Genomic DNA, 25805 nt, shown 5'->3' on the forward strand with positions numbered 1-25805 from the left:
TCCCGAAAGTAAATTGTTTTCGGGATTTTTTTATTTTTTTAAAACCAAGAATAAAGTTCTCTCGTAAATGACTGTATAAAACAATTAAAAATAATCATTTATGAAAACTTCAAGAATTTTATCGGTTGCAGTGATTGCATTTGCAATGTTTTTCGGAACGACAGCTTTTGCCCAAAAAGAAAAAACAGTTATGGTAGGTGGCGCTGCCATGTATCCTTCTAAAAACATTGTAGAAAATGCAGTAAATTCAAAAGACCACACCACTTTAGTAGCAGCCGTAAAAGCGGCCGGTTTAGTGGAAACTTTGCAATCTGCCGGACCCTTCACCGTTTTTGCTCCAACCAATGACGCCTTTGCCAAATTACCGAAAGGAACTGTTGAAACTTTATTAAAACCGGAAAACCTAAAAATGTTGCAAACCATTTTAACCTACCACGTGGTTGCCGGAAAAATGAACGCTATGGATATCGCGAAAGCAATTAAAAAGGGTAACGGAAAAGCCAGTATGAAAACCGTTAGTGGTGGAACATTAACCGCTTGGATGAAAGGAAAAGAGCTATACATTACAGACGAAAACGGAAACAGTTCTAAAGTAACCATTGCCGATGTAAATCAGTCGAACGGGGTAATTCATGTGGTTGATACAGTTGTCTTACCAAAATCATAAGGTGGTATAACCATGAGTTTTGCTATAAAAAAAAGCGGATTGAAAAACAATCCGCTTTTTTTGTTTGTTATCGCAACTGAGCGCCAACTTCTTTTTCGAAATTCTGTTGCAGTTTACTTATAATTTTATCAATCTGAGCATCGGTAAGCGTTTTTGAAGCGTCCTGAATCGTGAAACTCACAGCATACGATTTCTTACCTTCCGGAAGATTATTTCCTTCGTAAACATCAAATAAATTCACGTCTTTCAATAACGACTTTTCGGTTTGCTTGGCTATCGAGTAGATTTGCTCAAACTGAACATTAGTATCGACTAATAGTGCCAAATCTCTTCGCACTTCCGGATATTTCGGAATTTCAACAAACTTGATTTTTGTGGAAACTAATTTTAAAACTTCGCCCCAATTGAAATCGGCAAACAAAACTTCCTGTTTAATGTCAAAATGTTTTAAAATCGATTTCTTAACGGTTCCGAATTCCACTATGGTTTCTTTACCAACATTCAGAGCAATTCCTTCCGCGAAAACATCATTTTCAAGTGGTTGCGTAGTTGTTTTTTCAATTCCTAAACGCGATAACACCGCATTGATATAGCCTTTAAATAAAAAGAAATCCGATGGTTTTTCAACAGTGGTCCAGCTTTCCATCAAACGATTCCCGGTTACAAATAAGGTTAAATGTTTAACTTCATTATAACCAGACGGCATTTTGTGATAGGTTTTTCCGAATTCAAATAATTTTAAATCCGAATTTCTTCGGTTGATATTATACGACACGGCTTCTAATCCACTAAACAACAACGACTGACGCATTGCCGATAAATCATTGCTTAACGGATTCAGCATCAATACATTGAATTCTTCTTTTAATTTATCCGAAAGCTTAATGTACTCCGGAGAAGTTAAAGAATTCGCCATCATTTCATTGAATCCTTGGGAAACCAATTGGGTTGCAATTACATTTTGCACTTTGTAGTCTTCCGTACGGGAGGAGTTGGAAATTGAGGCATTTAATTTGGTGGTGAAACCAATATTGTTGTATCCGTAAACGCGTAAAATTTCTTCAATAACATCGATTTCCCTTTGTACATCAACACGATATGCGGGAATAGTTAGTCCTAAACCGGCATCGGAAACACTGTTTACTTTGATGTCTAGAGATACCAATATTTTTTTAATGGTTTCTTTCGGAATTTCCTGTCCGATGATTTTGTTTACGTTGTTGAAGTTCAGTAAAACAGAGAAATCTTCAATTTTCTTCGGATAAATATCGATAGGATCGGAGGTGATTTCTCCACCGGCTACTTCCTGAATTAAAAGGGCTGCACGTTTCATTGCGTATTCAGTGATTGTCGGGTCGATTCCTCTTTCAAAACGGAATGATGCGTCGGTGCTTAATGTGTGTCTTTTTGCGGTTTTACGAACAGAAACCGGATTGAAATAGGCACTTTCAAGGAAAATAGCTGTAGTGTTTTCAGTAACACCCGAATTTTTTCCACCGAAAACACCGGCAATACACATCGGACCGTTTTCATCACAAATCATTAAATCTTCTTCGTGAAGGGTTCTTTCCACTTCATCCAGCGTAACGAATTTAGTTCCGGCCGGAAGTGTTTTTACAATCACTTTATTTCCTTTGATTTTGGCTGCGTCGAAAGCATGCAGAGGTTGTCCTAATTCGTGTAAAACGTAATTGGTAACGTCAACAATGTTGTTTTTCGGAGTTAATCCGATGGCTTTCAAGCGGTTTTGTAACCAACTTGGCGATGGTTTAACGGTAATGCCGGAAATGGTTACTCCGCAATATCTCGGTGCTAATTTTGAATCTTCAACTTTTACATCGATTTTCAGCGTGCGTTTTTCCACTTTAAACTTACTTACCGATGGTGTCATTAATTCCGAATGGTTGATTCCTTTTTGAATTAATCCTGCACGTAAATCACGCGCTACGCCCCAATGACTCATGGCATCGGCACGGTTTGGTGTTAATCCGATTTCAAAAACTTCATCCGTTTCAATGTTGAATACTTTTGATGCGGGTGTTCCGGGAACTAATTTTTCATCTAAAATCAGAATACCGTCATGACCTTCACCGAGACCTAATTCGTCTTCAGCACAAATCATTCCGTGACTTTCTTCACCGCGTATTTTTCCTTTTTTGATTTCAAAAGCATTTCCGTCTTTGTCATACAGTTTTGTTCCGATAGTCGCTACAGGAACTTTTTGACCGGCAGCCACATTCGGAGCACCACAAACAATCTGAACCGGAGCGTTTCCGTCACCCAAATCTACTGTGGTAATTTTTAATTTATCGGCATTTGGATGTTGTATGCACGTTAATACATGACCCACCACAACTCCGGAAAGTCCGCCTTTTAAACTTTCATATTTATCTACACCTTCCACTTCAAGACCTAAATCGGTCAGTAACGCAGAAGCATCTTCAGAATTCCAATCTATTTTAATGAATTGTTTTAACCAATTATAGGATATACGCATTGCTGTATCGTTTTATAAGTCTGCAAAGATAATAATTGTGGTTTAATTTGTATAGTGGATTTACGGGTTTTATGAACCAATCATGATAAAAAAACAGCTCGTTTTTTAGGCGAACTGTTTTTTAGAAGATCATAAATTGTTATTTATTTTTTCAGGAACGAAATCAATCCTCTGAAATACGTTTCCTGATCGTCATAAAACGCCATGTGGCTTCCTCTCGGACAGAACAGATAGGTTCCTTTTTTAACTAATTTGGACATTTCTTCCATGTGTTTCGGATCCATAGTGTCATATCTTGCTCCGATAACCAATGTAGGGATAGTTATGTTTTTCAAATCCGGCATGCGATTCCATTTCTCGAGTTTTCCTGATATTCCGAATTCACTCGGACCTTGCATGGTTACATATAAAGATTGGTTTGTTTTTCCTAAAGAACGGGTTACAGGCTCCGGCCAGTCTTTTGCAGGCAATCGCAGAATGTGTTTTTCATAAAAGTTGGGCATCAGTAATTCCATATAACGAGGATTGGAAAAATCGCTTTTAGCTTCGATGGCTCGGAGTTCTTTCAATACTTCTGGATTCATTTGTTTGGCCAATACTTCATCGGCATATTTTCCATATGCTACAGCATCCGACATCATGTTAGAAATAATAAGCCCTTTCATGTTGCCTTGGTATTTCAGCGCATATTCCATGGCTAAAATTCCGCCCCAGGAATGTCCGAGTAGGTAGAAATTGTCTTTATCAAGATTCAAGGCTTTTCGAACTTGTTCCACTTCTTCCACATAACGGGGTAAATCCCACATGGAAACGTCTTTCGGATCATCGGAATTTCCGCAACCCAATTGGTCGTAATAGATAAATTCGATTCCTTCGGCCGGAAGAAAACTTTCAAAACATTCTAAATATTCATGGGTTGCACCAGGACCACCGTTTAACAACAATACTTTTATTTTTGGATTGTTCCCGAAACGTTTTGTCCATACTTTGAAGGTGCCTTTCGGAGTTTCAATCGGAATGAACTGCATACCACCGGTTTGGAGCGATACTTCACTTTTTTTGAAGTACTCTTTCAGATCCGATTTTGTTTCCGGTTCCTTTTCTTTACAACTGAACAGCGCCAAAGACAGGAAGAATGCGGTAATGGTGTACAATGTTATTTTCTTCATAATTGCGAATTTTCAGATAAAGTTACTTAAAAACCGCTGATTTGATGAATCCCAAATCGATTTATTTATCAAAAGCGCCCAAGATGATGCGATTGTGCTATCAATTGAAGTAAATGTGCTATTTTTTTGCTGGATCGAAGTCTAAATTTGGTAAAAACAAACAAACAAGATTATGAGCAATTTAATTGAAAGACCAAATTTTAAATCGCGATACGATAATTATATCGGTGGGAAATTCGTTCCTCCGGTTAACGGAAAGTATTTCGATGTGATTTCCCCAATTGACGGGAAAGTATTTACCCAAGCGGCACATTCTTCTAAAGAAGATCTGGAAATTGCAGTAGATGCTGCAGCAGAAGCATTCAAAACATGGAGCAAAATGTCTCCAACACACAGAAGTAATTTATTATTCAAAATTGCCCAGGTTATCGAAGACAATCTTGCGTTAATCGCAGCAGCAGAAACCGTAGATAACGGTAAGGCTATTCGTGAAACCATGGCAGCCGATATTCCTTTAGCCATCGATCACTTCCGTTATTTTGCCAGTGTAATCCGCGCCGAGGAAGGTTCGGTAAACGAATTAGACGAACATACGGTTTCTTTAATCGTTCACGAACCTATCGGAGTTGTGGCTCAGATTATTCCATGGAATTTCCCGATTTTAATGGCCGTTTGGAAATTAGCACCTGCTTTGGCTGCAGGAAACTGTGTTGTATTGAAACCAGCTGAAAACACGCCGATTTCTATCATGGTTTTAATGGAAATTATTGGCGATTTGGTTCCTGCCGGTGTAATAAACATCGTGAATGGTTTTGGTTCCGAGTTGGGTAGACATTTAGTAACCAATCCGAAAGTTTCCAAAGCTGCTTTTACAGGTTCTACAGCGACAGGACGAATGGTAATGCAATATGCCACTGAAAACATTATTCCGGTTACGTTAGAATTGGGTGGAAAATCACCAAACATTTTCTTCCCTTCTGTAATGGATCATGACGATGCGTTTTTGGACAAAGCGTTGGAAGGTGCCGCATTGTATTGCTTAAATCAAGGCGAAATCTGTACGTGTCCTTCGCGTTTAATCGTACATGAATCTATTTATGACCGTTTCATCGAAAAACTGATTCAGCGTGTGGAATCCGTTAAAACCGGAAATCCGATGGATCCTAATGTAATGATGGGAGCACAGGCTTCCAAAATTCAGAAGGATAAGATTATGACGTACATTAATTTAGGAAAAGAAGAAGGTGCCGAGTTATTAATTGGCGGTGATGAAAATAAATTCGGCGATGATTTGGATGGTGGTTATTACATCAAACCAACCATTTTTAAAGGACACAATAAAATGCGCATTTTTCAGGAAGAGATATTCGGACCGGTACTGGCCGTTACAACTTTCAAAACTACTGAAGAAGCTATTGAAATTGCCAACGATTCTGTTTACGGATTGGGAGCAGGTGTGTGGACCAGAGATGCACACGAGTTGTATCAGGTGCCGCGCGCGATTCAGGCCGGACGCGTCTGGGTGAATCAATATCACGCTTATCCGGCGGGTGCTCCGTTTGGAGGCTACAAACAGTCGGGTATTGGTCGTGAAAATCACAAACAGATGTTAGACCATTATCGTCAGACCAAAAACATGTTAATCTCTTATGATAAAAATAAATTAGGATTTTTTTAATCCGGTTTCGTGGTTGTTAGTCGGTTGGAAGGTGCTCCTTAGGGAGCACTTTTTTTAATACTAATTTTAAATTTTAAAGATGATAAAAAGAATAGAAGCTACAGAAAAAGCAAAAGAAACGATTGCTTTTCTTAAGGAGAATTTCGGAGCATTGTTTTTCTATCAGGCGGGTGGTTGTTGTGAAGGAACGCAGCCTCAGTGTCTTGAAGTCGGCTCGTTTTTTCCGAGAACCAATGATGTCTGCATCGGTCAGGTGGAAGACTGTGATTTCTGGGTCGATAAAGACTTATTCGAATATTGGAAACATGCCCATTTTACCTTGGATGTTGTAGAAGGTTTTGGAGTAGGCGGTTTTTCGTTGGAAGCTCCTTACGGAAAAACGTTTAAAATCGACTACCGATTGTTTACCGAAGAAGAAACATTAGATCTTGAAACGCTTCGATACAATACGTTCGATTAATTATTAATGTTCATCAATTGGTATTGTTTCGGAGTTACTCCTTCATATTTTTTAAAAATTCGGATGAAATAATTGCAATCTTCAAAACCCGAAGCATAACTCACCTCGTTAATCTGGATACTCGGATTTTTGAGTAATTGTTTGGCGTATTTCATTTTTTCATTCAAAATGAATTCAATCGGACTCATGCCCAATTCTCTTTTGAAAAAACGATAAAAAGTAGTCGTACTCATAAACGCTTTGTCGCTCAGTTCTTTCAGGTTAATGCTTTCGCGGATGTTGGCACGAATGTGTTCCAGAATAGGGATAAGCGGACTGTTTTTATCAATAACTTTATTAGTATCAACTGCTTTTACGGTTTGCGTCTGAATAATCCGGATGAGTAATTCCTGTAGCGTTAAATCGGCAAGCGCATCTTTGGTGATGGACGTACTCATGCATTCCTTAATGAGTTTATTGATGGTAGTCGCCAATTCGATATTATTGTAAAAAAAGTAATTTTCCGAATCAAGTTTCCAAAAATTATTGGTTCCTTCTTTCGGATAACGCTCGTTTAAAAACTGAAGAATTTCATTTATTTTAAAATGGTCGATGGCTAAGGCCAAACATTGCGTGGGATTACTTTTTGTGGCTTCCGGAAAATCAATTTTCATTTCTACATTTGACGGAATCACAACCGTTTCACCCGGCAAATATTCGAATTCAGGATCGTCGAAAAGATGCATCACTTTTTTACCGCGCAGCATGCTGGTTACCACCAAATCATTGAATTTTAAAGGAACTAAACTGGATTCCTGATAGGTTTCAAATAGATTCAATTCGCAATTGTCAAGCGAATAAACGGTTCTGTTTTCCACCAAAGTTTTTAAAGATTTTTCATTCGATAAATGAGGTGTACTCAGTAAAATTCTATTCTGATGCATTTGGGACTTAGAATAAATAAAACAGTTATTTTCAAACAACTAAATGTACTTATTTATTTTTCCAGAGCCTCAGCATTTTTGTTAATTTTTATCTGAAATCACAAAATTTCTTCTATATGACGCTTGATGTTTTCAGCGATTTTCTTCGTTGGTAAATCGTTTTCATCATCCCCGAACGGATCTTCAATTTCTTCGGCAATCAATTCCAAACTCGCCAAAACATAAAAGATGAAAACCACTACCGGAACCACATAATATCCCAAAGAAAAAGCATAACCAAAAGGCAAAGTCATCACATAAAAGAAAATGAATTTTTTAAGGAAAGCACTGTAAGAGTAGGGAATAGGCGTGTTTTTAATTCGCTCACAAGCACCACAAATATCGGTAAAGGATTGAATTTCTGCATTCAGAATAATTAATTGGTCGCCGGTTATTTTTCCGGATGTGTATAAATCATTAATTTTCTCAAACATCATTTTTGCCACTTGATTCGGACGGTGTTTTTCGTGGTCGATTTTCAAATCCAAACCATCAAAAAGCATTAATCCGGTTTCTTCATTCTTCAGATGTTTGTTTAAAATGGAAGCGTAGCTCGGGATTGTTTTTCGAAAGTAAGCCCTGTCGTGTTCGTCTTTTAAAATTGCGGATAGTTTTAACGCAAAATTCCGACTGTTGTTTACCAAACTTCCCCACATTTTGCGTCCTTCCCACCAACGATCGTAGGCAGTATTAGTTCGGAAAACAAGCAATAAGGAAATAACAAAACCTAGCATTCCGTGCATGGCACCAAGGTTACGAACGTAACTTTTTTCAGGAAGATTTAAATATTCCACCTCGAGATAACCCACAATACCCGAATAAAGTCCGATGAAAAACATCATGGGTAATAATTGACGAAAAGTATCGGCTTTGTGAAATCGGAAAATAAATGTAATCCAGTCTTTTGGGTTGTATTGTACCATATTTTTGAGTTTCTAAGTTATAATTGAAAGATTGAAAGATTTTTCATTTAAAGAACAAAATTTAAGCTTGCTACTTGCTAACTGATATAATTCCAAATCGTTTTCTTCTTACTGATTTCGATAAATACTTTTCTCAGCGTTTGATGTTCTGGTTTTTCCATTGCAGCGTCGTCTTTTAATAGTTTAATCGCGTGATGACGTGCCAATTGCAAAATATCTTTGTCTCGAACCAAATCGGCTATCTGTAAATTCAAAACGCCGCTTTGCTGTTTTCCCATAATGTCACCGGGACCGCGCAGTTTTAAGTCGACTTCCGAAATTTCAAATCCGTCATTGGTACGGCACATGGTTTCGATTCGGGTTTTGGTATCGTTGCTCAATTTGTGTCCGGTCATTAAAATGCAATAACTCTGATCGGCACCACGTCCCACACGACCACGTAACTGATGCAATTGCGACAATCCGAAACGTTCCGCACTTTCAATTATCATCACACTGGCATTGGGAACATTTACGCCTACTTCAATAACGGTTGTGGCCACCATAATATTGGTTTTTCCTTCCGCAAAACGTTTCATCTCAGCATCCTTTTCAGCGGGTTTCATTTGTCCGTGAACAATGGAGACCGAATATTGAGGTAATGGGAAATCGCGAGTAATTCCATGATAACCATCCATCAAATCCTTATAATCCATTTTTTCCGATTCCTGAATGAGCGGATAAACGATATAAATCTGTCTTCCTTTGGCGATTTCGTCTTTCAGAAACTTCCATACTTTCAGTCGGTTACTATCAAAACGATGTACGGTTTGAATCGGCTTTCTTCCCGGCGGTAATTCATCAATCACCGAAATATCCAAATCACCATACAAACTCATCGCCAATGTTCTGGGAATAGGAGTAGCGGTCATCACCAAAACATGGGGTGGCACTTCGTTTTTCTGCCATAATTTGCTTCGTTGCTCTACCCCAAAACGATGTTGCTCGTCAATAATCGCCAAACCTAAATTTTTGAACTTTACTTTGTCTTCCAATAGAGCATGGGTTCCGATTATGATATGCAGACTTCCGTTTTCCAGTTCTTCGTGAATAACTTTTCTATCAGCCGTTTTGGTGGAACCGGTTAGTAATTTTATGTTGAGGTTTAAGTCTTTCGCTAATTCGGTAATCCCATTAAAATGTTGTGAAGCAAGGATTTCCGTTGGGGCCATCAAACAGGCCTGAAACCCATTATCGATTGCCAAAAGCATACTCATTAAACCAACAATTGTTTTTCCGGAACCTACATCACCTTGTAATAGTCGGTTCATTTGGGCATTGCTGCCTAAATCGTTACGGATTTCTTTGAGTACTTTTTTCTGCGCATTAGTTAAATCAAACGGCAAATGGTTGTTGTAAAACATGGTGAAATAATCGCCCACTTTTTCAAACGGGTGCCCTTTGATTTTATGTTTTCGGATGAGGTTCTTCGTAATTAACTGCAACTGAATAAAGAACAATTCTTCAAATTTCAATCGGAATTGTGCTTTGGCTAACAAATCCTGACTTTTAGGAAAATGAATATTGAATAGCGCTGCATTTTTCGGAATCAGTTTTAATTCTTCCAATAAATAACCGGGTAAGGTTTCTGTAAATAAAGCATGCGTTTCGAGGAACAATTGCTGCATCATTTTATTGATGACTTTGTTCGAAATGCCTTTGTTGGCTAATTTTTCGGTACTCGGGTACACGGGTTGCATCGCCGAGCGTAAACTCGCTTTGTGTTCTTCCAACAATTCCATTTCCGGATGCGCCATATTGAAAACACCGTTAAACGAAGTAGTTTTTCCGAAAATTACATAAGGTGTATTTAATTTCAGACTTTCGCGTATCCATTTCTGTCCCTGAAACCATACGAGTTCCATTTGTCCGGTATCATCAATAAATGTTGCCGTTAAGCGATTGCCTTTTTTTTGTTCTACGGTTTTGATATTGATGATTTTCCCGACAATCTGTACTTCGGAATTACTGTTTTGCAGTTCGTTGATTTTGTAATACCGCGTTCGGTCGATATAACGATTCGGATATAAATTAATCAAATCCCCATAACGGTGAATATCGAGTTCCTTGCGCAGCAAATCCCCGCGCTGAGGGCCAACGCCTTTTAAATATTCTATGGGAGTTTCAAGAAGGTTGTTCATTTTGGCTTGTAAAGTCTGGAAAACGAAGATAAAACTTAATTTTTTTATTTTAAAAGATGTTCAGATTTATTTTAAAAAGTATATTTGAGGTAAATCTCACAAAAATATTTATGAACAGGTGTTTCATGCCCATTTTGATTAGTTTTCTTATAACAGTATCCTGTCAGCAATTAAATGATACTAAAGTAATTGGCGCTCGAATTGAAAACTCTTACCAAGATTGGTGGTTGTATTATAACGATTCCATAAAACTTTCTTCAGAATTTAAACCGCATGACGCTAATTTAAAGGAAGTCAGTAAAGAAGTTTTTTTAAAATCGCTTTGTACGGGAAAATACATTCCGTTGCGTTGTTCTTCGGATAAGCAGAATAACACTTATAAACTTTATGAGTTGAAGCCAAATGCAGATGAAAATATAAGCAGTACAATGCAAAATGTTGCCCAGACCGAATTGAATAATTTTCTGAAAGAAGGGCAGCAAATGAAACCTTTTCGTTTTGTCGATTTAAACGGTCATGTGCATACTTCCGAAAATACAAAAGGAAAAATAGTAATACTGAAATGCTGGTTCATTCATTGTAAAAAATGTGTGGAAGAAATGCCGGAACTGAATAAAATAGTGCAACAGTATAAAAACCGCGACGATATCGTTTTTGTGAGTTTGGCTTCTGATTCTGAAGCAGCGCTGAAAAAATTCCTTTCCAAATGTAATTTTGATTATGCGGTTGTGCCCAATCAGAAAGAATTTATGGATTCAGCTTTAAATTTAGAAATCTATCCGACACATTTCATTATCAATAAAAGAGGGATAATTACTAAAGTTGTTAACGATGTAAAGTATGTTGAAGAAGCAATAAAAGCTATCGAATAAACTTATTTCGGAATCAAATCGCAATACCAAAACCCATAATCAAAAGCATCCGAATCGTTAGTGTCGCAAACTGTGTTAGAAGAATCTGTTTTTGGTTTTTCATATTTGCGATACACCACTTCGCCAATTTCAAAAGCAATTGGTTTTGAGAAAATCGGTCCGTCGAAAGTGAAGGTGTGAAATTCGCCGTTTTCACCGCAAACATCAACATCATCAGGCAAATCGGCTATGAATTGTTCGTCGATTATTTTTCCGGCAAAACTTTTATCGAGATTGCGTTCGTTTACGCAGGTTACAACCGTTTTAAAACCCAAATCCAAAAACTCCTGAAGCAAAACTTTGGTATCAATTTTCCACAACGGAAAGATGCCTTCGAGTTGCATTTCGGCTAATTTGTCTTCACGGTATTTTCGTAAATCTTCCAGAAAAATATCACCGAAAATAGATTGTGTCACACCATTATCTGTAAATTCCTTTAATGTTTTACGCATCACCTCTTCGTAAACTTCCATTGTGGGTATTTCTGGAATTTCCATTTTATAAAGTGGTAAACCGATGCTTTCGGCTTGTTGTTCCAAAAGTTCTGCGCGAACGCCATGCATCGAAATGCGATTGTATTGTTTATTCACACTCGTAAGCAACGAAACAATTTCGATATCCGGATGCTGAAGGGTTTTGTATAATGCCAGCGCCGAATCTTTTCCGCTGCTCCAATTAAAAATGGCTTTCTTTTTCATGTGTAGATAATATTTGTTTTTTATTGGAACATGGTATCCCAATAAAAAAAAATAGTCATTAGTGATTGCGTTTTCCAATCATGGGATTTCACAAAGTTGAATTTGATTGTAAACTTACTAAAAAGTCCGAAATTCCTTTGTATTTTTGGAATTCTGATAGCATAAAAATGAAATATTTATTCCTCTTTATAACCCCATTTGTTTTCGCACAACAAACCAAGAAAGTCGATTTTATATCGATAAACGCTCATTTACAACCCAACGCTATTGAGAAATCGATTAGCGGAAAGGTGATTTATGATTTCGTAGTAAAATCGAAAATAGATACAATTAAAATCGATGCGATCAAGATGGAGTTTTCGGAAATGAAAATCAACGGAAAATCGGTTCCATTCAAAAATTCGGGTAAATCACTCAATCTTTATCAAGGTTTCAAGAAAGGAAAGAATAAAGTGGAATTTTCATATTCAGCTAAACCAAAACAAACCATGTATTTTGTTGGAGATGCTGCTACGGGTCAAATTTGGACGCAAGGACAAGGAAAATATACATCGCATTGGCTACCAAGTTTTGACGATGTGAACGAGAAAGTCGTTTTTAATGTATCGGTTGATTTCCGAAATGATTTTGAAGTACTTTCCAACGGTGTTTTGAAAAATGTCAGTCATAACAGTAAAGGAAACATCAAAACCTGGAGCTATCAGATGCAAAAACCCATGAGTTCGTATTTGGTTATGCTTGCCATCGGGAAATTTATTAAGCAAACTGAAACTTCAAAATCAGGAACCGATTTGGAATTCTATGTTAAAAAAGAAGATGCTTCAAAATTCGCCACAACCTACAAACATTCTAAAGAAATTTTCGATTTTTTTGAACGCGAAATAGGAGTGAATTATCCTTGGGAAGTCTACCGTCAGGTTCCGGCGATGGATTTTTTATATGCCGGAATGGAGAACACCAGTTCAACAATCTTCGCTCAGGATTTTGTAGTGGATGAAATCGGTTATAACGACAGAAGTTATGTAAACGTGAATGCACATGAATTGGCCCATCAGTGGTTTGGTGACATGATTACGGCACAATCCGGAAAACACCATTGGTTGCAGGAAGGATTTGCTACGTATTATGCACTTTTGGCTGAAAAAGAATTGTTTGGAGAAGACCATTTTAATTTTGAATTGTATCAAACGGCGGAAGCCTTGCAAAGAGCGTCCATAACCGATACCATTCCGCTGATGAATGAAAAGGCAAGCTCACTGTCCTTTTATCAGAAAGGCGCCTGGGCGTTGCATTATTTGCGTACCAATATTGGTGATGATGTTTTCAGAAAAGCAGTTAAAAATTATCTGGACAACTACGGATTCAAAAATGTAAATACCGATGATTTTCTAGCTGAGGTAAATAAAGTATCCAAATTTGACACCAATACATTTAAGAAAGTATGGTTGGAACAATCCGGGTTTCAAGTGCAGGAAGCGTTGGCGATATTGAAACAGAACAAATTCATTTCCGATTATCTGGCGTTGTCCGAACAGTTTGAAAAGCCTTTCTCCGAAAAAAAGCAACAATTTGAAACGATTTTGAGTTCAGATGCCTTTTATCCGTTGAAGGAAGAAGTAATTTATCAGGTTCAGGAAGTGCCGTTTGAAGAGAAGAAAGAATTACTTGTAAAGGCAATGCAAACCAATAATCTGAAAGTTAGACAAGCAATTGCCGTTACGATGAAGCAAATTCCTTCGGATTTCAAATCGGAATACAATACGTTGTTAAATGATGCGTCCTATCAGACCAGGGAAATCACGTTTAAAAACCTGATGGGGCAATTTCCGGAGGAGCGATTTAGTTTGTTAGACAAAACTAAGGATTGGATGGGTTTCAATGATAAAAAATTGCGAATTGCATGGCTCACTTTGGCTCTGGCTACAAAAGACTATCAAAACGTGAATAAAGTTACATTCTATGATGAATTGTTAGGATATTCTACACCAAAATTTGAAGCAAACACCAGACAAAACGCCATCGTAAACCTTTTGTTTTTAAATAAAGCCGATAAAAATGTATTGCCCAATCTCGTAAACGGATTAACACATCATAAATGGCAATTCACCAAATTCTGTCGGGAGAAAATCAGAGAGATGGTTAAACAAGATACTTTTAAAAAATATTTTGAGGAATTATTGCCGACTTTACCGGAGCCTGAAAAAGTACAATTGCAGAAATTATTGTAAGAATTGTATGTTGTTATTTAAAAAAAAGTATCTTTATAAAAAAAGGTTATATGAAATTAAGGAATATTTTTTTGGGAAGTATTTTTACTTTAATATTATTTGTTAGTTGTGATCGAAATGATGACAGCAATTCGGAAAGAGATGCATTGGCTACCGAATATATTTCGTATCAAGTAGATAGTGGAGAAACTATTTTTGCATATGATATTGATTGGGCAGGTCCAATTCCAATTTTAGGAGGGGGATTAGGGACAGAATTATGGGTTGTAGGAAGGACAGCAACTGGTCAAAATATTCAAGTAACCGGAGATATAAGCACTCCTGGAGTATATACAACAGACACATATCATTATGGTATTTCAGGTCCTTTTGGAGGTATATATGCCGGTTGGGGAGATACACCAGTAAACACTATGTCTTTTAATTTGATTAATCATGGAAATATTGGGGAATATATAGATTTGACTTTTAGCGGGACATATACCAATGATACAGGGGTTCACACCTTAAACGGTGTTGTCCATGTAGTCAGAAGTAGATAATAAAAAAAGCCCTGAATTTTTCAGGGCTTTTTTTATTATCCGATTACTTCGGCAATTTCATTTTTGATGAAAGAAAGTGCCAATACGGTAGGCGACTGACTCTCCATTAAATTGGTCAGTATTGTTTCTCTTAACTTATCGGCATTTTCAACCTGTAACGTTGTTTTTCGGATGGTTTGAATAATCGTATTTTTCGCTGTAAGGATGATGTTCCAGCATTCATCTGAAATATATACTTGTTGCGTCAGGTTGTGTTCAAATTCCTGTTCGATATGGCGAATCAAAAGCGCTTCATAATCGTTTTTATCGGTAGAAAGCGGAGCAATCCGAACCAATAATTTACCCGGATTAATACGTTCTAAAAACAAGGCCATTCGCTCATACGCCTGTAAACGCAAAGGTAAAGCTGTTTTCTGACCTTCTTTGTGCAATAAAAAGCGTCTTCGTCCTTCTTCGTTTTTTAAATACGAATTAAAAAAATAATAGGCCACTCCGCCCGTAATCAATGAGGGAAGTGAATAGGCTGCTATTTCAATGATTTTTGAGTAATCCATTTTTTTTGTTTTATTTCTACAAAAATAAAAGAATATTAATATTGGTTTGTATTTACTGTAGTCTTTTTATTTATTTTTGTTTAACCTCAAAAGAAACCTATGAATAAGGTCTTACTTGCTTTGCTGCTATTTGTTTCTTTCAATGTTTTCTCTCAGAATGTTGAAATTACAGTAGCTCTTAAAGATTACGAAACAAACCTTCCAATCGAAGACGCTTCGATTACAGTACTCAATACAAAACAGGGTTTGGTCAGTAATAAAGACGGTATTTTTAAAATTTCATTGGAAAAACCTTCTAAGATTCAAATTTCACATACTTCTTACAAAACCATTACGGTCAATTCGGCTTCCTTAAAACTGAAGGAGAATATCATTTACATGGATAGCAGTAACAAAACGCTGGAAGAGGTTATTATCACCACAAAACATCCACAGGAAATTTTAAAAAAACTGGTTCAGAATTCCAGCGATAAATTAACCATTCCGGTAAATCTTAAAATTTATGTCAGAGAGTTTTTTAAACGGAATGATAAATATACTTCCTTTAATGATGGACTTCTGAATTTCTACATTCAGGGAAGACCAACGAATGTTAAAACCGATATTCTTGTAGAACAAAATCGTTTTTATGGACTTATTGATGATGTGGTTGATGAAAGTACGTTAGGCTATAACTTGAACGACATCATGGGGAATTACTACGAATTTAAATATCTGAATAAGGTTGTTGAAGCCTATTCGAAGAAAAAATACGAGTATGAGATTAAAACCTATCCCGGGAATGAGGATTATTATATTATGAATATCCGACCGTTGCCAACATTGGATGAATATTTGCCTGATTTTTTCGTGGTCTATGATTATAAAAAGAATATTATTATTGAAATTAATTCTTCCGTACTTACCGAACGATATGAATTCAAAGGTGTTACCGATTTTTTAGTGATTAAAGGAAAAATCTTTAATTCGGTTTTTAATGCTACCTATAAAAACGATGGCAAAGACTATTATTTGGCAAATTCCAAAGAAGAAATAGGTTTCAAAACCACCAATAAAAAGAAAGAAGAAGAACGTATTGAAGTCAAAAACTATCTGGTAACCACCAATTTCAGTACGAAACCGGTTCCTTATGATAAAACCGATGTTTACAAAGAAAAATCCCTGTTCAATAAACGAAATACCATTTTAACCAACTATTGGGAATTTGATTCCGGATTAACTCCAACCGAAGAAGAAAAGAAAATCATCGAAAGTCTGGCGAATAAATTGTAGAAAATAAATCGTGTGTAAATGATTTTTCATTTAATTTTTTTTGCTTTATTTGTGAGAAAATAAATATAAGTGAAAAAATACATCCTGTTTTTATTTGTTTTCATTTGTGCTGGAACAATTGCAGCTCAAGAAAAAACAATTCGGGTAACGCTTCAAAATGCTGTCACTAAAGAACCAATTCAAAGCGCTTCAGTAGTAGTTAGTAATTCTTCATTGGGTACCATTTCTAATGAGGAGGGTGATTTCCAGTTAAGTGTTTCAAAACCTTCAGAAATTATAATTTCGCATTTGGGATATAAAGCTAAAATGTTGTTTTCGGCAGATTGTAGCGACAAAGGAAGTATTGTTTTACTGGAACCAAACGAGCAAATGTTGGAAGAAGTAATCGTTACCAAATCGCCAATTCATGAAGTTTTGGCTAAGGTAATCGCTACTTCAAAAGAAAAATTAAACAAGCCAATCGTTTTAAACTCGTATTACCGTGAGTTTGTTAGGGTAAACGATAAATACACACGATTTACCGACGGCTTATTGGATTATCATATAAGCGGAACAACAAAAAAAACAAAATCGGATTTAATTGTACACCAAAGCAGGGCCGAAAAATTAATTACTGATGATGATGAAACCAAGGATATAGCTTCCGGTTTGGATGTTCGTTTAGGAATACGTCGTCAATATGATTTTTATACGATTGAGAAAGTTCTGTTTGATAGTAAAAATTACGAGGATTATGAATTTGAATTGAAATCGAAAACTGAAAAATCAGGCAATGAAGTGTATCTTATCAGTTTTCAGCCCAAGGCAGCATTAGAAAAATTTTTGTATAAAGGGGTAATTGCTTACGACCCGTCTACCAATTTAATTTCCGACTTTGAAATTTATTCCGATTTGGACAATTTGAAATATTCTAAGGTAATTAATATCCTTATTGTAAAAGCGATGTTACTCGATATGAGAGTAAAAACATCATTTAAAATCAGTAACGGTAATTACGTTATGGCTTTTTCTTCCAAGAAAGGGAAAATAAAAGTTTGGAACAAAAGGAAATTCGATGAGGTTCTTGAATATAAAAGTGATTTAGTGGTTACCGATTATAAAAAAGAAGATTTCAGCTACGACCCAAAATCCGTTTATGATGATAAATCTCTCTATAAAAGAGGAAACAACTATACTACTAAATTTTGGCTTAACACCGGAGCAATGGTCTTAACCGCCGAAGAAACTAAGATTATTAGTGAACTCGAAAAAGAATCGAAAGTAAACTAAAGAATAATTAAGACATTCAACACTTGAATGTCTTTTTTTTATATTTATTTTTGTCGATTATAATATCATGAACTAAGAAATACAGTTTACTTTGAGACTCAGCGATTCCAATAAAATGCAACAGATAATAAATCAGCTTAACGAAGCGCAACGTGCACCCGTACTGCAAAAAGACGGTCCAATGATTGTAATTGCGGGAGCCGGTTCCGGAAAAACCCGTGTGTTAACTGTTCGTATTGCCAATTTAATTCACTTAGGTGTAGATGCTTTTAACATCCTTTCGTTGACGTTTACCAACAAAGCGGCACGTGAAATGAAAAAACGTATTACCGATATCGTTGGTCCCGAAGCAAAAAACCTTTGGATGGGAACTTTTCACTCGGTTTTTGCCAAGATATTGCGAATCGAAGCCGATAAATTAGGTTATCCGAGTAATTTCACTATTTATGATGCACAGGATTCCGTGCGTTTGATCGGTCAGATTATCAAAGAAATGCAGTTGGATAAAGACATCTATAAACCTAAACAGGTTTTCGGAAGAATCTCGTCTTATAAAAACAGTCTGATTACCGTAAAAGCTTATTTCAACAATCCCGAACTGATGGAAGCCGATGCGATGAGTAAAAAGCCAAGAATCGGTGAAATTTATCAGCAGTACGTAGAGCGTTGTTTCAAATCGGGCGCAATGGATTTTGATGATTTATTGTTGAAAACCAATGAGTTGTTAAACCGTTTTCCGGATGTTTTGGCGAAATACCAAGACCGATTCCGATACATTTTGGTGGATGAGTACCAAGATACAAACCATTCGCAATATCTGATTGTTCGTGCCTTGTCCGACCGATTTCAAAATATTTGTGTGGTAGGAGATGATGCGCAGAGTATTTATGCTTTCCGTGGAGCGAATATCAATAACATTCTGAATTTCCAAAAAGATTACGAAGGTGTTCAGACGTACCGATTGGAGCAAAATTACCGCTCGACCAAAAATATTGTAGAAGCTGCTAATACAATCATTGACAAGAATAAAACGAAATTGGAGAAGGTGGTTTGGACCGCCAATGATTTCGGACCAAAAATTAAAATTCACCGCAGTTTAACCGATGGGGAAGAAGGCCGTTTTGTAGCCTCCACCATTTTCGAGGAAAAAATGCAAAAGCAAATGATGAACGGTCAGTTTGCGATTTTATACCGAACCAACGCACAATCCCGTGCGATGGAGGATGCCTTACGAAAAAGAGATATTCCCTACCGTATTTATGGCGGATTGTCGTTCTACCAGCGCAAGGAAATCAAAGATGTTTTGTGTTATTTACGATTGGTCATCAACCCGAAAGACGAAGAAGCTTTAGTACGCGTTATCAATTATCCGGCGCGTGGAATCGGTAATTCAACTATTGAAAAACTTACGGTTGCAGCCAATCATTACAAACGTTCCATTTTTGAAGTGATGGAACATATCGATAAAATCGATTTAAAACTGAATTCGGGTACCAAAAGTAAGTTGCAGGATTTTGTGATGATGATTAAGAGTTTTCAAATCATCAATGAAAATCAGGATGCACTTTATTTAACCGATCACGTTACCAAGAAAACCGGATTGATTCAGGAACTTAAAAAAGACGGAACGCCGGAAGGGATTGCCCGCATTGAAAACATAGAGGTTTTAATGGGCGGTATCAAGGATTTCATCGAAGGACAAAAAGAAGTTGACGGTGCCCGTGGTGCGTTATCCGAATTCCTGGAAGATGTCGCATTGGCAACCGATTTAGATAACGATACCGGAGATGACGACCGCGTGGCCTTGATGACGATTCACTTAGCTAAAGGACTGGAATTCCCAACCGTATTTATAGTGGGAATGGAGGAAGATTTGTTCCCGAGCGCGATGAGTATGAACACCCGAAGCGAACTGGAAGAAGAACGACGTTTGTTCTACGTAGCCTTGACCCGTGCGGAACATCAGGCGTATTTAACCTATGCGCAATCGAGGTATCGTTGGGGGAAACTGGTAGACAGCGAACCTTCGCGTTTCATCGAAGAAATCGATTCGCAATATCTGGAATATTTAACGCCGGTAGAAACCAATTATCGTTACAAACCAATGATTAATACCGATATTTTTGGAGATGTAGACAAATCGAAATTGCGTTTGGCAAAACCAATAGCAGGAACACCGCCGAAACATATTACCAGTAATGAGCCAAGTCCTAATTTAAATATTCGTAAATTGAAGCCTGTTTCGGGTTCAGCGCCAAGTGGTTCAGCAAATTTGTTTGATAATAATCTGGCGGTAGGGAATGTCGTAATGCACGAAAGATTCGGAAAAGGACAGATACTTAATCTGGAAGGCGTCGGAGCCGATAAAAAAGCCGAAATCAAATTTGAGGTTGGCGGAATCAAGAAATTATTGTTGCGTTTTGCGAAGTTAGATGTGATTGGATAAACTTATAAGATTATGAATATTTTTAAAAAAGTAAACTGGAAGACGTTCTTCATTTTTTTTGTTGTGTTTACGTTGATGAATGGTGTTGTAATTCCAAAATTCATTAATAATGAAGAGATTACAGTACCGCGAATTCTAATTTCGATAGTTGTTTCTTCGATAGTAAGTTTTATTTTGAGTTTAACGGTCAAACCTAAAAGCGATAGTAACGAATAAAAGCAATGAAGTTCAGCCGATTTATTGAACCTTTTTTCTTGTACCTTTATTAAATATCCTCATAAAATGGCACAATTCATAAAAATATATCCCGAGAATCCAAGCGAAAAAGAAATCGCTAGGGTAGTGAAAGTACTAAAGGAAGGCGGATTGATTATCTACCCGACGGACACGGTATACGGATTAGGTTGTGATATTACCAATACCAAAGCATTGGAACGTATTGCAAAAATTAAGGGAATCAAGCTTGAAAAAGCCAATTTTTCGTTTGTATGCAGCGATTTAAGCAATATTTCCGATTATGTGAAACAGATTGACACTTCCACGTTTAAGATTCTTAAAAGAGCCTTACCGGGGCCGTACACTTTCATTTTACCGGGAAATAACAATCTGCCGAAAGAATTCAAAAAGAAAACCACAGTAGGTATTCGTGTACCCGATAATGAAATCGCATTGGAAATCGTTCGCCAGTTAGGAAATCCGATTGTTTCTACGTCCATTCACGATGAAGATGAGGTATTGGAATATACTACCGATCCTGAATTAATCTTCGAAAAATGGCAAAATCTGGTCGATTTAGTCATCGATGGCGGTTACGGTGATAATCATGCGTCTACCATTATCGATTTATCCGGACATGAACCTGAAGTTATCCGTGAAGGAAAAGGAAGTTTAGATATTCTGTAGAGAATAGATGATAAAGAATAGAATAAAGTTTGAAAAAAAAACGCCTTGATATTATCAAGGCGTTTTTTTAATTTGAACACTGAACACTGAACACTGCTATCTGCGTTCGGCTTATTTACTCAAACCTTTCATTTCTTTCTCAATCATGTCGTAAAACTGATCGATTTTCGGCATAATGATAATTCTGGTTCTTCTGTTTTTAGCTCTGTTTGCCGGGGAATCGTTATCCGCTAACGGAATATAAGAACTTCTTCCCGCAGGAATTAACTGTTTCGGATTTACACCTAAATCTTTCTGTAAAACACGAACAATTGAAGTTGCTCTTTTAACCGATAAATCCCAGTTGTCTAACAATACCGCGTTTTTAATCGGCACGTTATCGGTATGACCTTCTACCATACATTCGAAATCCGGTTTGCTGTTGATTACTTTGGCAACTTTACTCAAAACGCCTTTGGCTCTGTCGCTTACTTCATAACTTCCTGATTTGAATAAAAGGTTATCGGCAATGGAAATCATAACCACTCCTTTTTCAACATTAATATTGATGTCCGGATCGTCAATTCCCACTTCACGTTTTAAACTGGTAACCAAAGCTAACGTAACACTGTCTTTTTTGGTTAAAGCATCCTGAAGACGGGAGATCTTAAGATCTTTCTCTTTTAAACTCTCTAATGACTTTTCAAGATTTTGGGCACCTTTTGTAGTTAAAACAGTCATTTCTTTGGAACTGTTTATTAAATCGGTGTTGTTTTTTTTCAGGTATTCGTTTTGGCTGCTTAAAGCATCTTTTTCGGTAAGACAACTGTTTAGTTTAACCGTACAGCTGTTCAGCAAATCCTGAATTTCTTTGTTTTTGGCTTCTAATTCAGCAATTTTCTTTTTCGATCCACACGATGTTAGTGAAATTGCGGCTACTGAAAGGATAATAAAGAATCTCTTCATGATTATTGATTTTAATTGATGTACAAAGTTACAGAGTTCCCAAAGGGCTCAAAAGTTTAAAACGATAAACTAATGTTAAAAATTAGTATCAAAAACCTTACCGTTTTTAAGGAAGTAACGATAAACAATCGAATTTATTTTGAAGTAATTTTTAGACGGAATCCCTTCTCGTTTGCCTAAAAACTTGAAAATGTGGAAGTAAAAGTAAAAATGTGCACTCAAAATAGCCCATAAATGTTTGGGTTTCCCCTGAAATAAAAAACGGATTCCTGCAATACCATCTAAAGACATACGAATGAAAAGCACCGGAAACAATTGCGATACCGGAAGGTTTTTAAGCATCATCCAGGCAGAATTCCTGAAGTTAAGAAAGGTTTTTCGGGGATTACCGGCTTCTAATGTAGCGCCACCCACATGATAAACCGTTGAGGTTCCGCAATATTTTATGATGTGTCCTTTGTTAAAGGCACGCCAACACAAATCAATCTCTTCCTGATGGGCAAAGAAATCATCATCAAAACCTTTCAGTTCACGATATACTTCTTTTCGGATAAAGAAACAGGCACCGGAAGCCCAGAAGATTTCAATAGTGTCGTTATACTGTCCGTTATCTTTTTCAATGGTTTCGAAGATGCGCCCGCGACAGAAAGGAAATCCGTATTTGTCGATGAAACCACCGGCTGCACCTGCATATTCAAAGTAGTCTTTATTCTTATAATCGAGTATTTTTGGCTGAATAATAGCGGTTTCAGGTTCGTTGTCAAATAAGGTAACAATCGGTTGTAACCAGTTTTCGGTAACTTCAATATCAGAATTTACCAAGGCATAAATATCTTCTTCTACAAATCGTAACGCTTCATTATAGCCTTTCGCAAAACCGAAATTCGCCGTATTTTCTATAATCGTAACCGAAGGAAAATGGGTTTTGATATATTCCACGGAAGTATCAGTAGAAGCGTTATCGGCAACATATATAGAAGCTTCAGGAGAATGTTGGATCACCGAGGGTAAAAACTGTTCTAATAGTTTTACACCGTTCCAGTTTAAGATGACTACTGCTGTTTTTTTCAAAAGATGAATCGCGGATTTGGTTATTGGTTTTTGAAATCAGGCAATTCCCGAAGAAACTGATAGTGCTCGTTTTCAAAATCCATCCTACAAAAATAATGATTTAGTCCGTTGGTTACCATTAAATAATCGGCTTTGAGTGTCATATTGTAGCGGGCAATCTGATCGAAAGTGTTTTGCGAGATGGGAACTTCGGGCGCTTTGCATTCTATCAGCAGAAAAATACTGCCGTCGGGTTTAAAAACCACCGCGTCATACCGTTTGGTAATGCCGTTTATTTTGAGCACTTTTTCAACGTTAATGTACGATTTAGGATAATTTTTATCGGTTAGCAGAAACTGTACTACGTGTTGGCGCACCCATTCTTCGGGAGTGAGGACCACAAATTTTTTACGGATTTCATCAAACACAGCGACTTTATTTTCACTATTTTTGAACCGAAACGCATACGCAGGGAAATTCAGTTTTTGCATGAAGCAAATATAATTTTAAATTGAATTAGAAACAACTGATTACCAAACACTGCATACTGACTACAGAAGAACCATGGACGAAGTTTTAAGAATCATCAAGGACATACAAGCCGGAAACATCAAACCGATTTATTTTTTAATGGGCGAGGAGCCGTATTACATTGATAAGTTATCGGAATACATCGAAAATAATATTTTACAGGAACACGAACGCGATTTTAACCAAACCGTTTTGTACGGACGCGATGTAACGATAGAAGACATTGTTGGGAACGCAAAACGTTTTCCGATGATGGCCGACCGCCAAGTGGTGATTGTAAAAGAAGCACAGGAATTGTCCCGAACGATTGATAAATTAGAATCGTATGCCGAAAACCCACAGCCTACAACGGTTTTGGTTATCTGCTACAAATATAAAACGCTCGACAAACGCAAGAAAGTTACCAAAACACTGGACAAAGTGGGTGTGGTTTTCGAAAGTAAGAAGCTGTATGAAAATCAGGTGGGCGATTGGATGAAACGCGTGTTGGCCGGCAAGAAACTTAACATCGAACCGAAAGCCGCAGCGATGTTTGTAGATTTCTTAGGCACCGATTTAAGCAGAATTGCAAATGAAATCGACAAACTGGCGATTATCCTAAAGCCCGGAGAAACGATTACACCGGCAGTTATCGAGGAAAATATCGGTTTCAGTAAGGATTTTAACCCGTTTGAATTGCGTAAGGCGATTGGCGAAAAGAACCAACTGAAAGCGTATCAGATAGCGGATTACTTCGCACAAAACCCAAAAGACAATCCAATTGTGCTGACTATCGGATTAGTGTTCGGCTTCTTTACACAGTTGTTACAGTATCACGGACTGAAAGACAAAAGTCCGGCCAACGCCGCAAAAATGCTGAAAGTGAATCCGTATTTCCTGAAAGATTATGATGTGGCGCTGAAGAACTATCCGATGAAGAAAGTGAGCGCGATTGTGAGTACGCTTCGGGATATTGATGTGAAAAGTAAAGGGGTGGGCGCCAATAATATTTCGCAACACGATTTGCTTAAGGAGATGTTGGTGAAGATATTTAATTAGAGGAAGAGGAAGAGGGAGAAGGCAGAGAAGCAAGCTTTACAAATAAAGAATAAATTAAACGTTTTATAATGAAGCACTATTGGAAGATAATTGTTGTTTTTGTTTTACTTTTTTTAGTTTATCATGGAGCAGAATACATGATTGTTTTTAAAAATAATGTCATTGGGTTTTTAGCGCTCCAGGGATTGTTCTTCGTTTTGGCATGGTTTCTTGGGAACTGGTATTCCGGGAACGGATTGAAAGCTTGGGGGTTGCCGTTTAACAGAAAAGTGTTTAAACTGGCGGGCATTGGATTAGTAATGGGAATATTGCTGTACGGATTGCCTTTTGGGGTTAGTCTTTTATTAGGAGTGGAACAAGTTATCAATGTGCCAAATCTTAAAACGATGGTTACGATGAGTCTTCCGTTTGCCTTTGGGGTTTTATTTTCTTCGTTTTCGGAAGATATTCTCACCCGCGGAATTCTGTATTCGCAGTTTCATACTACTTTAAAACCAGTGTTGTTGGCTTTATGTTCAGCTCTTGTTTATCTTTTAAATCATATTTACCGTTTGACGGATGGGCCGGAATCCTGGTCGTATATTTTTATGCTTGGTCTTGTTTTTATTGTTCCGCTTTTGAATACAGGAAACTTATGGTTTACCGGAATGATGCATTGGGCCGGCAATGTGTTTTTTCATGTTACCCATAATGTTATCCAAACGGATACTAATGAAGGTGGTATTAGTCCGAATTATTTGTTTGCCCTTTGTATGATTGCAATTTTACCGATAGTGTGGTTGGTGTCAAAAACTGTTAGTGCCGACTTCAACTCAGGGACAACAACAGTATAAATCATTGTTAAGGAAAGCAGTAATTAATTTAAAATATATAGTGTAAAAA

Annotated in this window: 22 protein-coding genes; 12 read left to right on the forward strand and 10 right to left on the reverse strand. The window is 37.2% G+C overall.

What is annotated here, in order from left to right; genetic code table 11:
* The first annotated feature begins 100 nt into the window (after nucleotides 1-100).
* The gene (locus FCR2A7T_RS10060; protein WP_023571179.1) at nucleotides 101-667 is read left to right on the forward strand and encodes a fasciclin domain-containing protein; all 567 of its coding nucleotides are present in this window, start codon (nucleotides 101-103) and stop codon (nucleotides 665-667) included.
* A 67-nt stretch (nucleotides 668-734) separates the two neighbouring features.
* On the opposite strand, the gene pheT is transcribed toward FCR2A7T_RS10060, so the two are convergent.
* Nucleotides 735-3164 carry a phenylalanine--tRNA ligase subunit beta gene (gene pheT, locus FCR2A7T_RS10065; protein ID WP_023571180.1) on the reverse strand — a complete coding sequence of 810 codons (2430 nt, stop codon included), beginning with the start codon at nucleotides 3162-3164 and terminating at the stop codon, nucleotides 735-737.
* A 143-nt stretch (nucleotides 3165-3307) separates the two neighbouring features.
* Entirely contained in the window at nucleotides 3308-4333 is a 1026-nt protein-coding gene (locus FCR2A7T_RS10070) for a proline iminopeptidase-family hydrolase (protein WP_023571181.1), read from the reverse strand.
* 172 nt (nucleotides 4334-4505) lie between these two features.
* Here FCR2A7T_RS10070 and FCR2A7T_RS10075 point away from each other — a divergent pair, with 172 nt between their 5' ends.
* Together FCR2A7T_RS10075 and FCR2A7T_RS10080 are read left to right on the forward strand one after the other, a co-directional pair.
* Complete coding sequence (locus FCR2A7T_RS10075; RefSeq protein WP_023571182.1) at nucleotides 4506-6011, forward strand: aldehyde dehydrogenase family protein; 1506 nt, start codon at nucleotides 4506-4508, stop codon at nucleotides 6009-6011.
* Between the two features lie 79 nt (nucleotides 6012-6090).
* Complete coding sequence (locus FCR2A7T_RS10080) at nucleotides 6091-6471, forward strand: DUF779 domain-containing protein (RefSeq protein WP_023571183.1); 381 nt, start codon at nucleotides 6091-6093, stop codon at nucleotides 6469-6471.
* Here the strand turns inward: FCR2A7T_RS10080 and FCR2A7T_RS10085 are convergent.
* From FCR2A7T_RS10085 to recG, 3 genes are all read right to left on the reverse strand, one after another.
* Nucleotides 6468-7394, reverse strand: coding sequence for an AraC family transcriptional regulator (locus tag FCR2A7T_RS10085; RefSeq protein WP_023571184.1), 927 nt, complete (start codon nucleotides 7392-7394; stop codon nucleotides 6468-6470). The two genes, FCR2A7T_RS10080 and FCR2A7T_RS10085, sit on opposite strands and share 4 nt — an antisense overlap.
* 98 nt (nucleotides 7395-7492) lie before the next feature.
* Nucleotides 7493-8356: a bestrophin family protein gene (locus tag FCR2A7T_RS10090; protein ID WP_023571185.1), complete on the reverse strand. Its 864-nt coding sequence runs from the start codon at nucleotides 8354-8356 to the stop codon at nucleotides 7493-7495.
* A 77-nt stretch (nucleotides 8357-8433) separates the two neighbouring features.
* A complete protein-coding gene (recG, locus tag FCR2A7T_RS10095) occupies nucleotides 8434-10536 on the reverse strand; it encodes an ATP-dependent DNA helicase RecG (RefSeq protein ID WP_023571187.1) in 2103 nt (700 codons plus the stop codon).
* A 125-nt stretch (nucleotides 10537-10661) separates the two neighbouring features.
* Between recG and FCR2A7T_RS10100 the strand changes: the two genes are divergently transcribed.
* The gene (locus tag FCR2A7T_RS10100; protein WP_051369549.1) at nucleotides 10662-11408 is read left to right on the forward strand and encodes a TlpA family protein disulfide reductase; all 747 of its coding nucleotides are present in this window, start codon (nucleotides 10662-10664) and stop codon (nucleotides 11406-11408) included.
* Nucleotides 11409-11410: 2 nt separating this feature from the next.
* Here the strand turns inward: FCR2A7T_RS10100 and FCR2A7T_RS10105 are convergent, their stop codons facing one another.
* Nucleotides 11411-12145, reverse strand: a complete 735-nt coding sequence (locus FCR2A7T_RS10105) for a Dph6-related ATP pyrophosphatase (protein ID WP_023571189.1) — start codon at nucleotides 12143-12145, stop codon at nucleotides 11411-11413.
* Nucleotides 12146-12312: 167 nt separating this feature from the next.
* On the opposite strand from FCR2A7T_RS10105, the gene FCR2A7T_RS10110 reads away from it, so the two are divergent.
* Together FCR2A7T_RS10110 and FCR2A7T_RS10115 are read left to right on the forward strand one after the other, a co-directional pair.
* Nucleotides 12313-14373: a M1 family metallopeptidase gene (locus FCR2A7T_RS10110; RefSeq protein WP_035118494.1), complete on the forward strand. Its 2061-nt coding sequence runs from the start codon at nucleotides 12313-12315 to the stop codon at nucleotides 14371-14373.
* A 50-nt stretch (nucleotides 14374-14423) separates the two neighbouring features.
* A complete protein-coding gene (locus FCR2A7T_RS10115; RefSeq protein WP_023571191.1) occupies nucleotides 14424-14915 on the forward strand; it encodes a hypothetical protein in 492 nt (163 codons plus the stop codon).
* Nucleotides 14916-14950: 35 nt separating this feature from the next.
* Here FCR2A7T_RS10115 and FCR2A7T_RS10120 read toward each other — a convergent pair whose 3' ends face one another.
* Nucleotides 14951-15469, reverse strand: a complete 519-nt coding sequence (locus tag FCR2A7T_RS10120) for a DUF7935 family protein (RefSeq protein ID WP_023571192.1) — start codon at nucleotides 15467-15469, stop codon at nucleotides 14951-14953.
* A gap of 99 nt (nucleotides 15470-15568) precedes the next feature.
* Between FCR2A7T_RS10120 and FCR2A7T_RS10125 the strand changes: the two genes are divergently transcribed.
* The 4 genes from FCR2A7T_RS10125 to FCR2A7T_RS10145 all read left to right on the forward strand — a co-directional run bounded on the left by FCR2A7T_RS10125 (nucleotide 15569) and on the right by FCR2A7T_RS10145 (nucleotide 21359).
* Nucleotides 15569-16741 carry a carboxypeptidase-like regulatory domain-containing protein gene (locus tag FCR2A7T_RS10125; protein WP_023571193.1) on the forward strand — a complete coding sequence of 391 codons (1173 nt, stop codon included), beginning with the start codon at nucleotides 15569-15571 and terminating at the stop codon, nucleotides 16739-16741.
* A 69-nt stretch (nucleotides 16742-16810) separates the two neighbouring features.
* Nucleotides 16811-18010, forward strand: coding sequence for a carboxypeptidase-like regulatory domain-containing protein (locus FCR2A7T_RS10130; protein WP_023571194.1), 1200 nt, complete (start codon nucleotides 16811-16813; stop codon nucleotides 18008-18010).
* Nucleotides 18011-18125: 115 nt separating this feature from the next.
* Nucleotides 18126-20456, forward strand: coding sequence for an ATP-dependent helicase (locus FCR2A7T_RS10135; protein WP_023571195.1), 2331 nt, complete (start codon nucleotides 18126-18128; stop codon nucleotides 20454-20456).
* A 282-nt stretch (nucleotides 20457-20738) separates the two neighbouring features.
* Nucleotides 20739-21359 (forward strand): L-threonylcarbamoyladenylate synthase, encoded by a 621-nt coding sequence (locus FCR2A7T_RS10145; protein ID WP_023571197.1) that lies wholly within the window; start codon nucleotides 20739-20741, stop codon nucleotides 21357-21359.
* Between the two features lie 111 nt (nucleotides 21360-21470).
* Here FCR2A7T_RS10145 and FCR2A7T_RS10150 read toward each other — a convergent pair whose 3' ends face one another.
* From FCR2A7T_RS10150 to FCR2A7T_RS10160, 3 genes are all read right to left on the reverse strand, one after another.
* Nucleotides 21471-22304, reverse strand: a complete 834-nt coding sequence (locus FCR2A7T_RS10150) for an OmpA/MotB family protein (protein WP_023571198.1) — start codon at nucleotides 22302-22304, stop codon at nucleotides 21471-21473.
* Between the two features lie 75 nt (nucleotides 22305-22379).
* A complete protein-coding gene (locus tag FCR2A7T_RS10155) occupies nucleotides 22380-23375 on the reverse strand; it encodes a glycosyltransferase family 2 protein (protein WP_023571199.1) in 996 nt (331 codons plus the stop codon).
* Nucleotides 23376-23395: 20 nt separating this feature from the next.
* Nucleotides 23396-23845: a type I restriction enzyme HsdR N-terminal domain-containing protein gene (locus tag FCR2A7T_RS10160; protein WP_023571200.1), complete on the reverse strand. Its 450-nt coding sequence runs from the start codon at nucleotides 23843-23845 to the stop codon at nucleotides 23396-23398.
* A gap of 73 nt (nucleotides 23846-23918) precedes the next feature.
* Between FCR2A7T_RS10160 and holA the strand changes: the two genes are divergently transcribed.
* Both holA and FCR2A7T_RS14820 read left to right on the forward strand, forming a co-directional pair.
* Entirely contained in the window at nucleotides 23919-24923 is a 1005-nt protein-coding gene (holA, locus tag FCR2A7T_RS10165) for a DNA polymerase III subunit delta (protein WP_023571201.1), read from the forward strand.
* A 68-nt stretch (nucleotides 24924-24991) separates the two neighbouring features.
* Nucleotides 24992-25756, forward strand: a complete 765-nt coding sequence (locus tag FCR2A7T_RS14820; protein ID WP_023571202.1) for a type II CAAX endopeptidase family protein — start codon at nucleotides 24992-24994, stop codon at nucleotides 25754-25756.
* The last annotated feature ends 49 nt before the right edge of the window (nucleotides 25757-25805 follow it).

This window comes from Flavobacterium cauense R2A-7 (assembly GCF_000498475.1).
Lineage (GTDB): Bacteria > Bacteroidota > Bacteroidia > Flavobacteriales > Flavobacteriaceae > Flavobacterium > Flavobacterium cauense.

Coding starts and splice junctions, on each gene's coding strand:
- FCR2A7T_RS10075 (WP_023571182.1), top strand. CDS start 4,506: ATGAGCAATTTAATTGAAAGACCAAATTTTAAATCGCGATACGATAAT.
- FCR2A7T_RS14820 (WP_023571202.1), top strand. CDS start 24,992: ATGAAGCACTATTGGAAGATAATTGTTGTTTTTGTTTTACTTTTTTTA.
- FCR2A7T_RS10120 (WP_023571192.1), bottom strand. CDS start 15,469: ATGGATTACTCAAAAATCATTGAAATAGCAGCCTATTCACTTCCCTCA.
- FCR2A7T_RS10060 (WP_023571179.1), top strand. CDS start 101: ATGAAAACTTCAAGAATTTTATCGGTTGCAGTGATTGCATTTGCAATG.
- FCR2A7T_RS10150 (WP_023571198.1), bottom strand. CDS start 22,304: ATGAAGAGATTCTTTATTATCCTTTCAGTAGCCGCAATTTCACTAACA.
- FCR2A7T_RS10085 (WP_023571184.1), bottom strand. CDS start 7,394: ATGCATCAGAATAGAATTTTACTGAGTACACCTCATTTATCGAATGAA.
- FCR2A7T_RS10080 (WP_023571183.1), top strand. CDS start 6,091: ATGATAAAAAGAATAGAAGCTACAGAAAAAGCAAAAGAAACGATTGCT.
- FCR2A7T_RS10110 (WP_035118494.1), top strand. CDS start 12,313: ATGAAATATTTATTCCTCTTTATAACCCCATTTGTTTTCGCACAACAA.
- FCR2A7T_RS10125 (WP_023571193.1), top strand. CDS start 15,569: ATGAATAAGGTCTTACTTGCTTTGCTGCTATTTGTTTCTTTCAATGTT.
- FCR2A7T_RS10100 (WP_051369549.1), top strand. CDS start 10,662: ATGCCCATTTTGATTAGTTTTCTTATAACAGTATCCTGTCAGCAATTA.
- FCR2A7T_RS10115 (WP_023571191.1), top strand. CDS start 14,424: ATGAAATTAAGGAATATTTTTTTGGGAAGTATTTTTACTTTAATATTA.
- FCR2A7T_RS10070 (WP_023571181.1), bottom strand. CDS start 4,333: ATGAAGAAAATAACATTGTACACCATTACCGCATTCTTCCTGTCTTTG.
- FCR2A7T_RS10105 (WP_023571189.1), bottom strand. CDS start 12,145: ATGAAAAAGAAAGCCATTTTTAATTGGAGCAGCGGAAAAGATTCGGCG.
- FCR2A7T_RS10160 (WP_023571200.1), bottom strand. CDS start 23,845: ATGCAAAAACTGAATTTCCCTGCGTATGCGTTTCGGTTCAAAAATAGT.
- recG (WP_023571187.1), bottom strand. CDS start 10,536: ATGAACAACCTTCTTGAAACTCCCATAGAATATTTAAAAGGCGTTGGC.
- FCR2A7T_RS10135 (WP_023571195.1), top strand. CDS start 18,126: ATGCAACAGATAATAAATCAGCTTAACGAAGCGCAACGTGCACCCGTA.
- FCR2A7T_RS10145 (WP_023571197.1), top strand. CDS start 20,739: ATGGCACAATTCATAAAAATATATCCCGAGAATCCAAGCGAAAAAGAA.
- holA (WP_023571201.1), top strand. CDS start 23,919: ATGGACGAAGTTTTAAGAATCATCAAGGACATACAAGCCGGAAACATC.
- pheT (WP_023571180.1), bottom strand. CDS start 3,164: ATGCGTATATCCTATAATTGGTTAAAACAATTCATTAAAATAGATTGG.
- FCR2A7T_RS10090 (WP_023571185.1), bottom strand. CDS start 8,356: ATGGTACAATACAACCCAAAAGACTGGATTACATTTATTTTCCGATTT.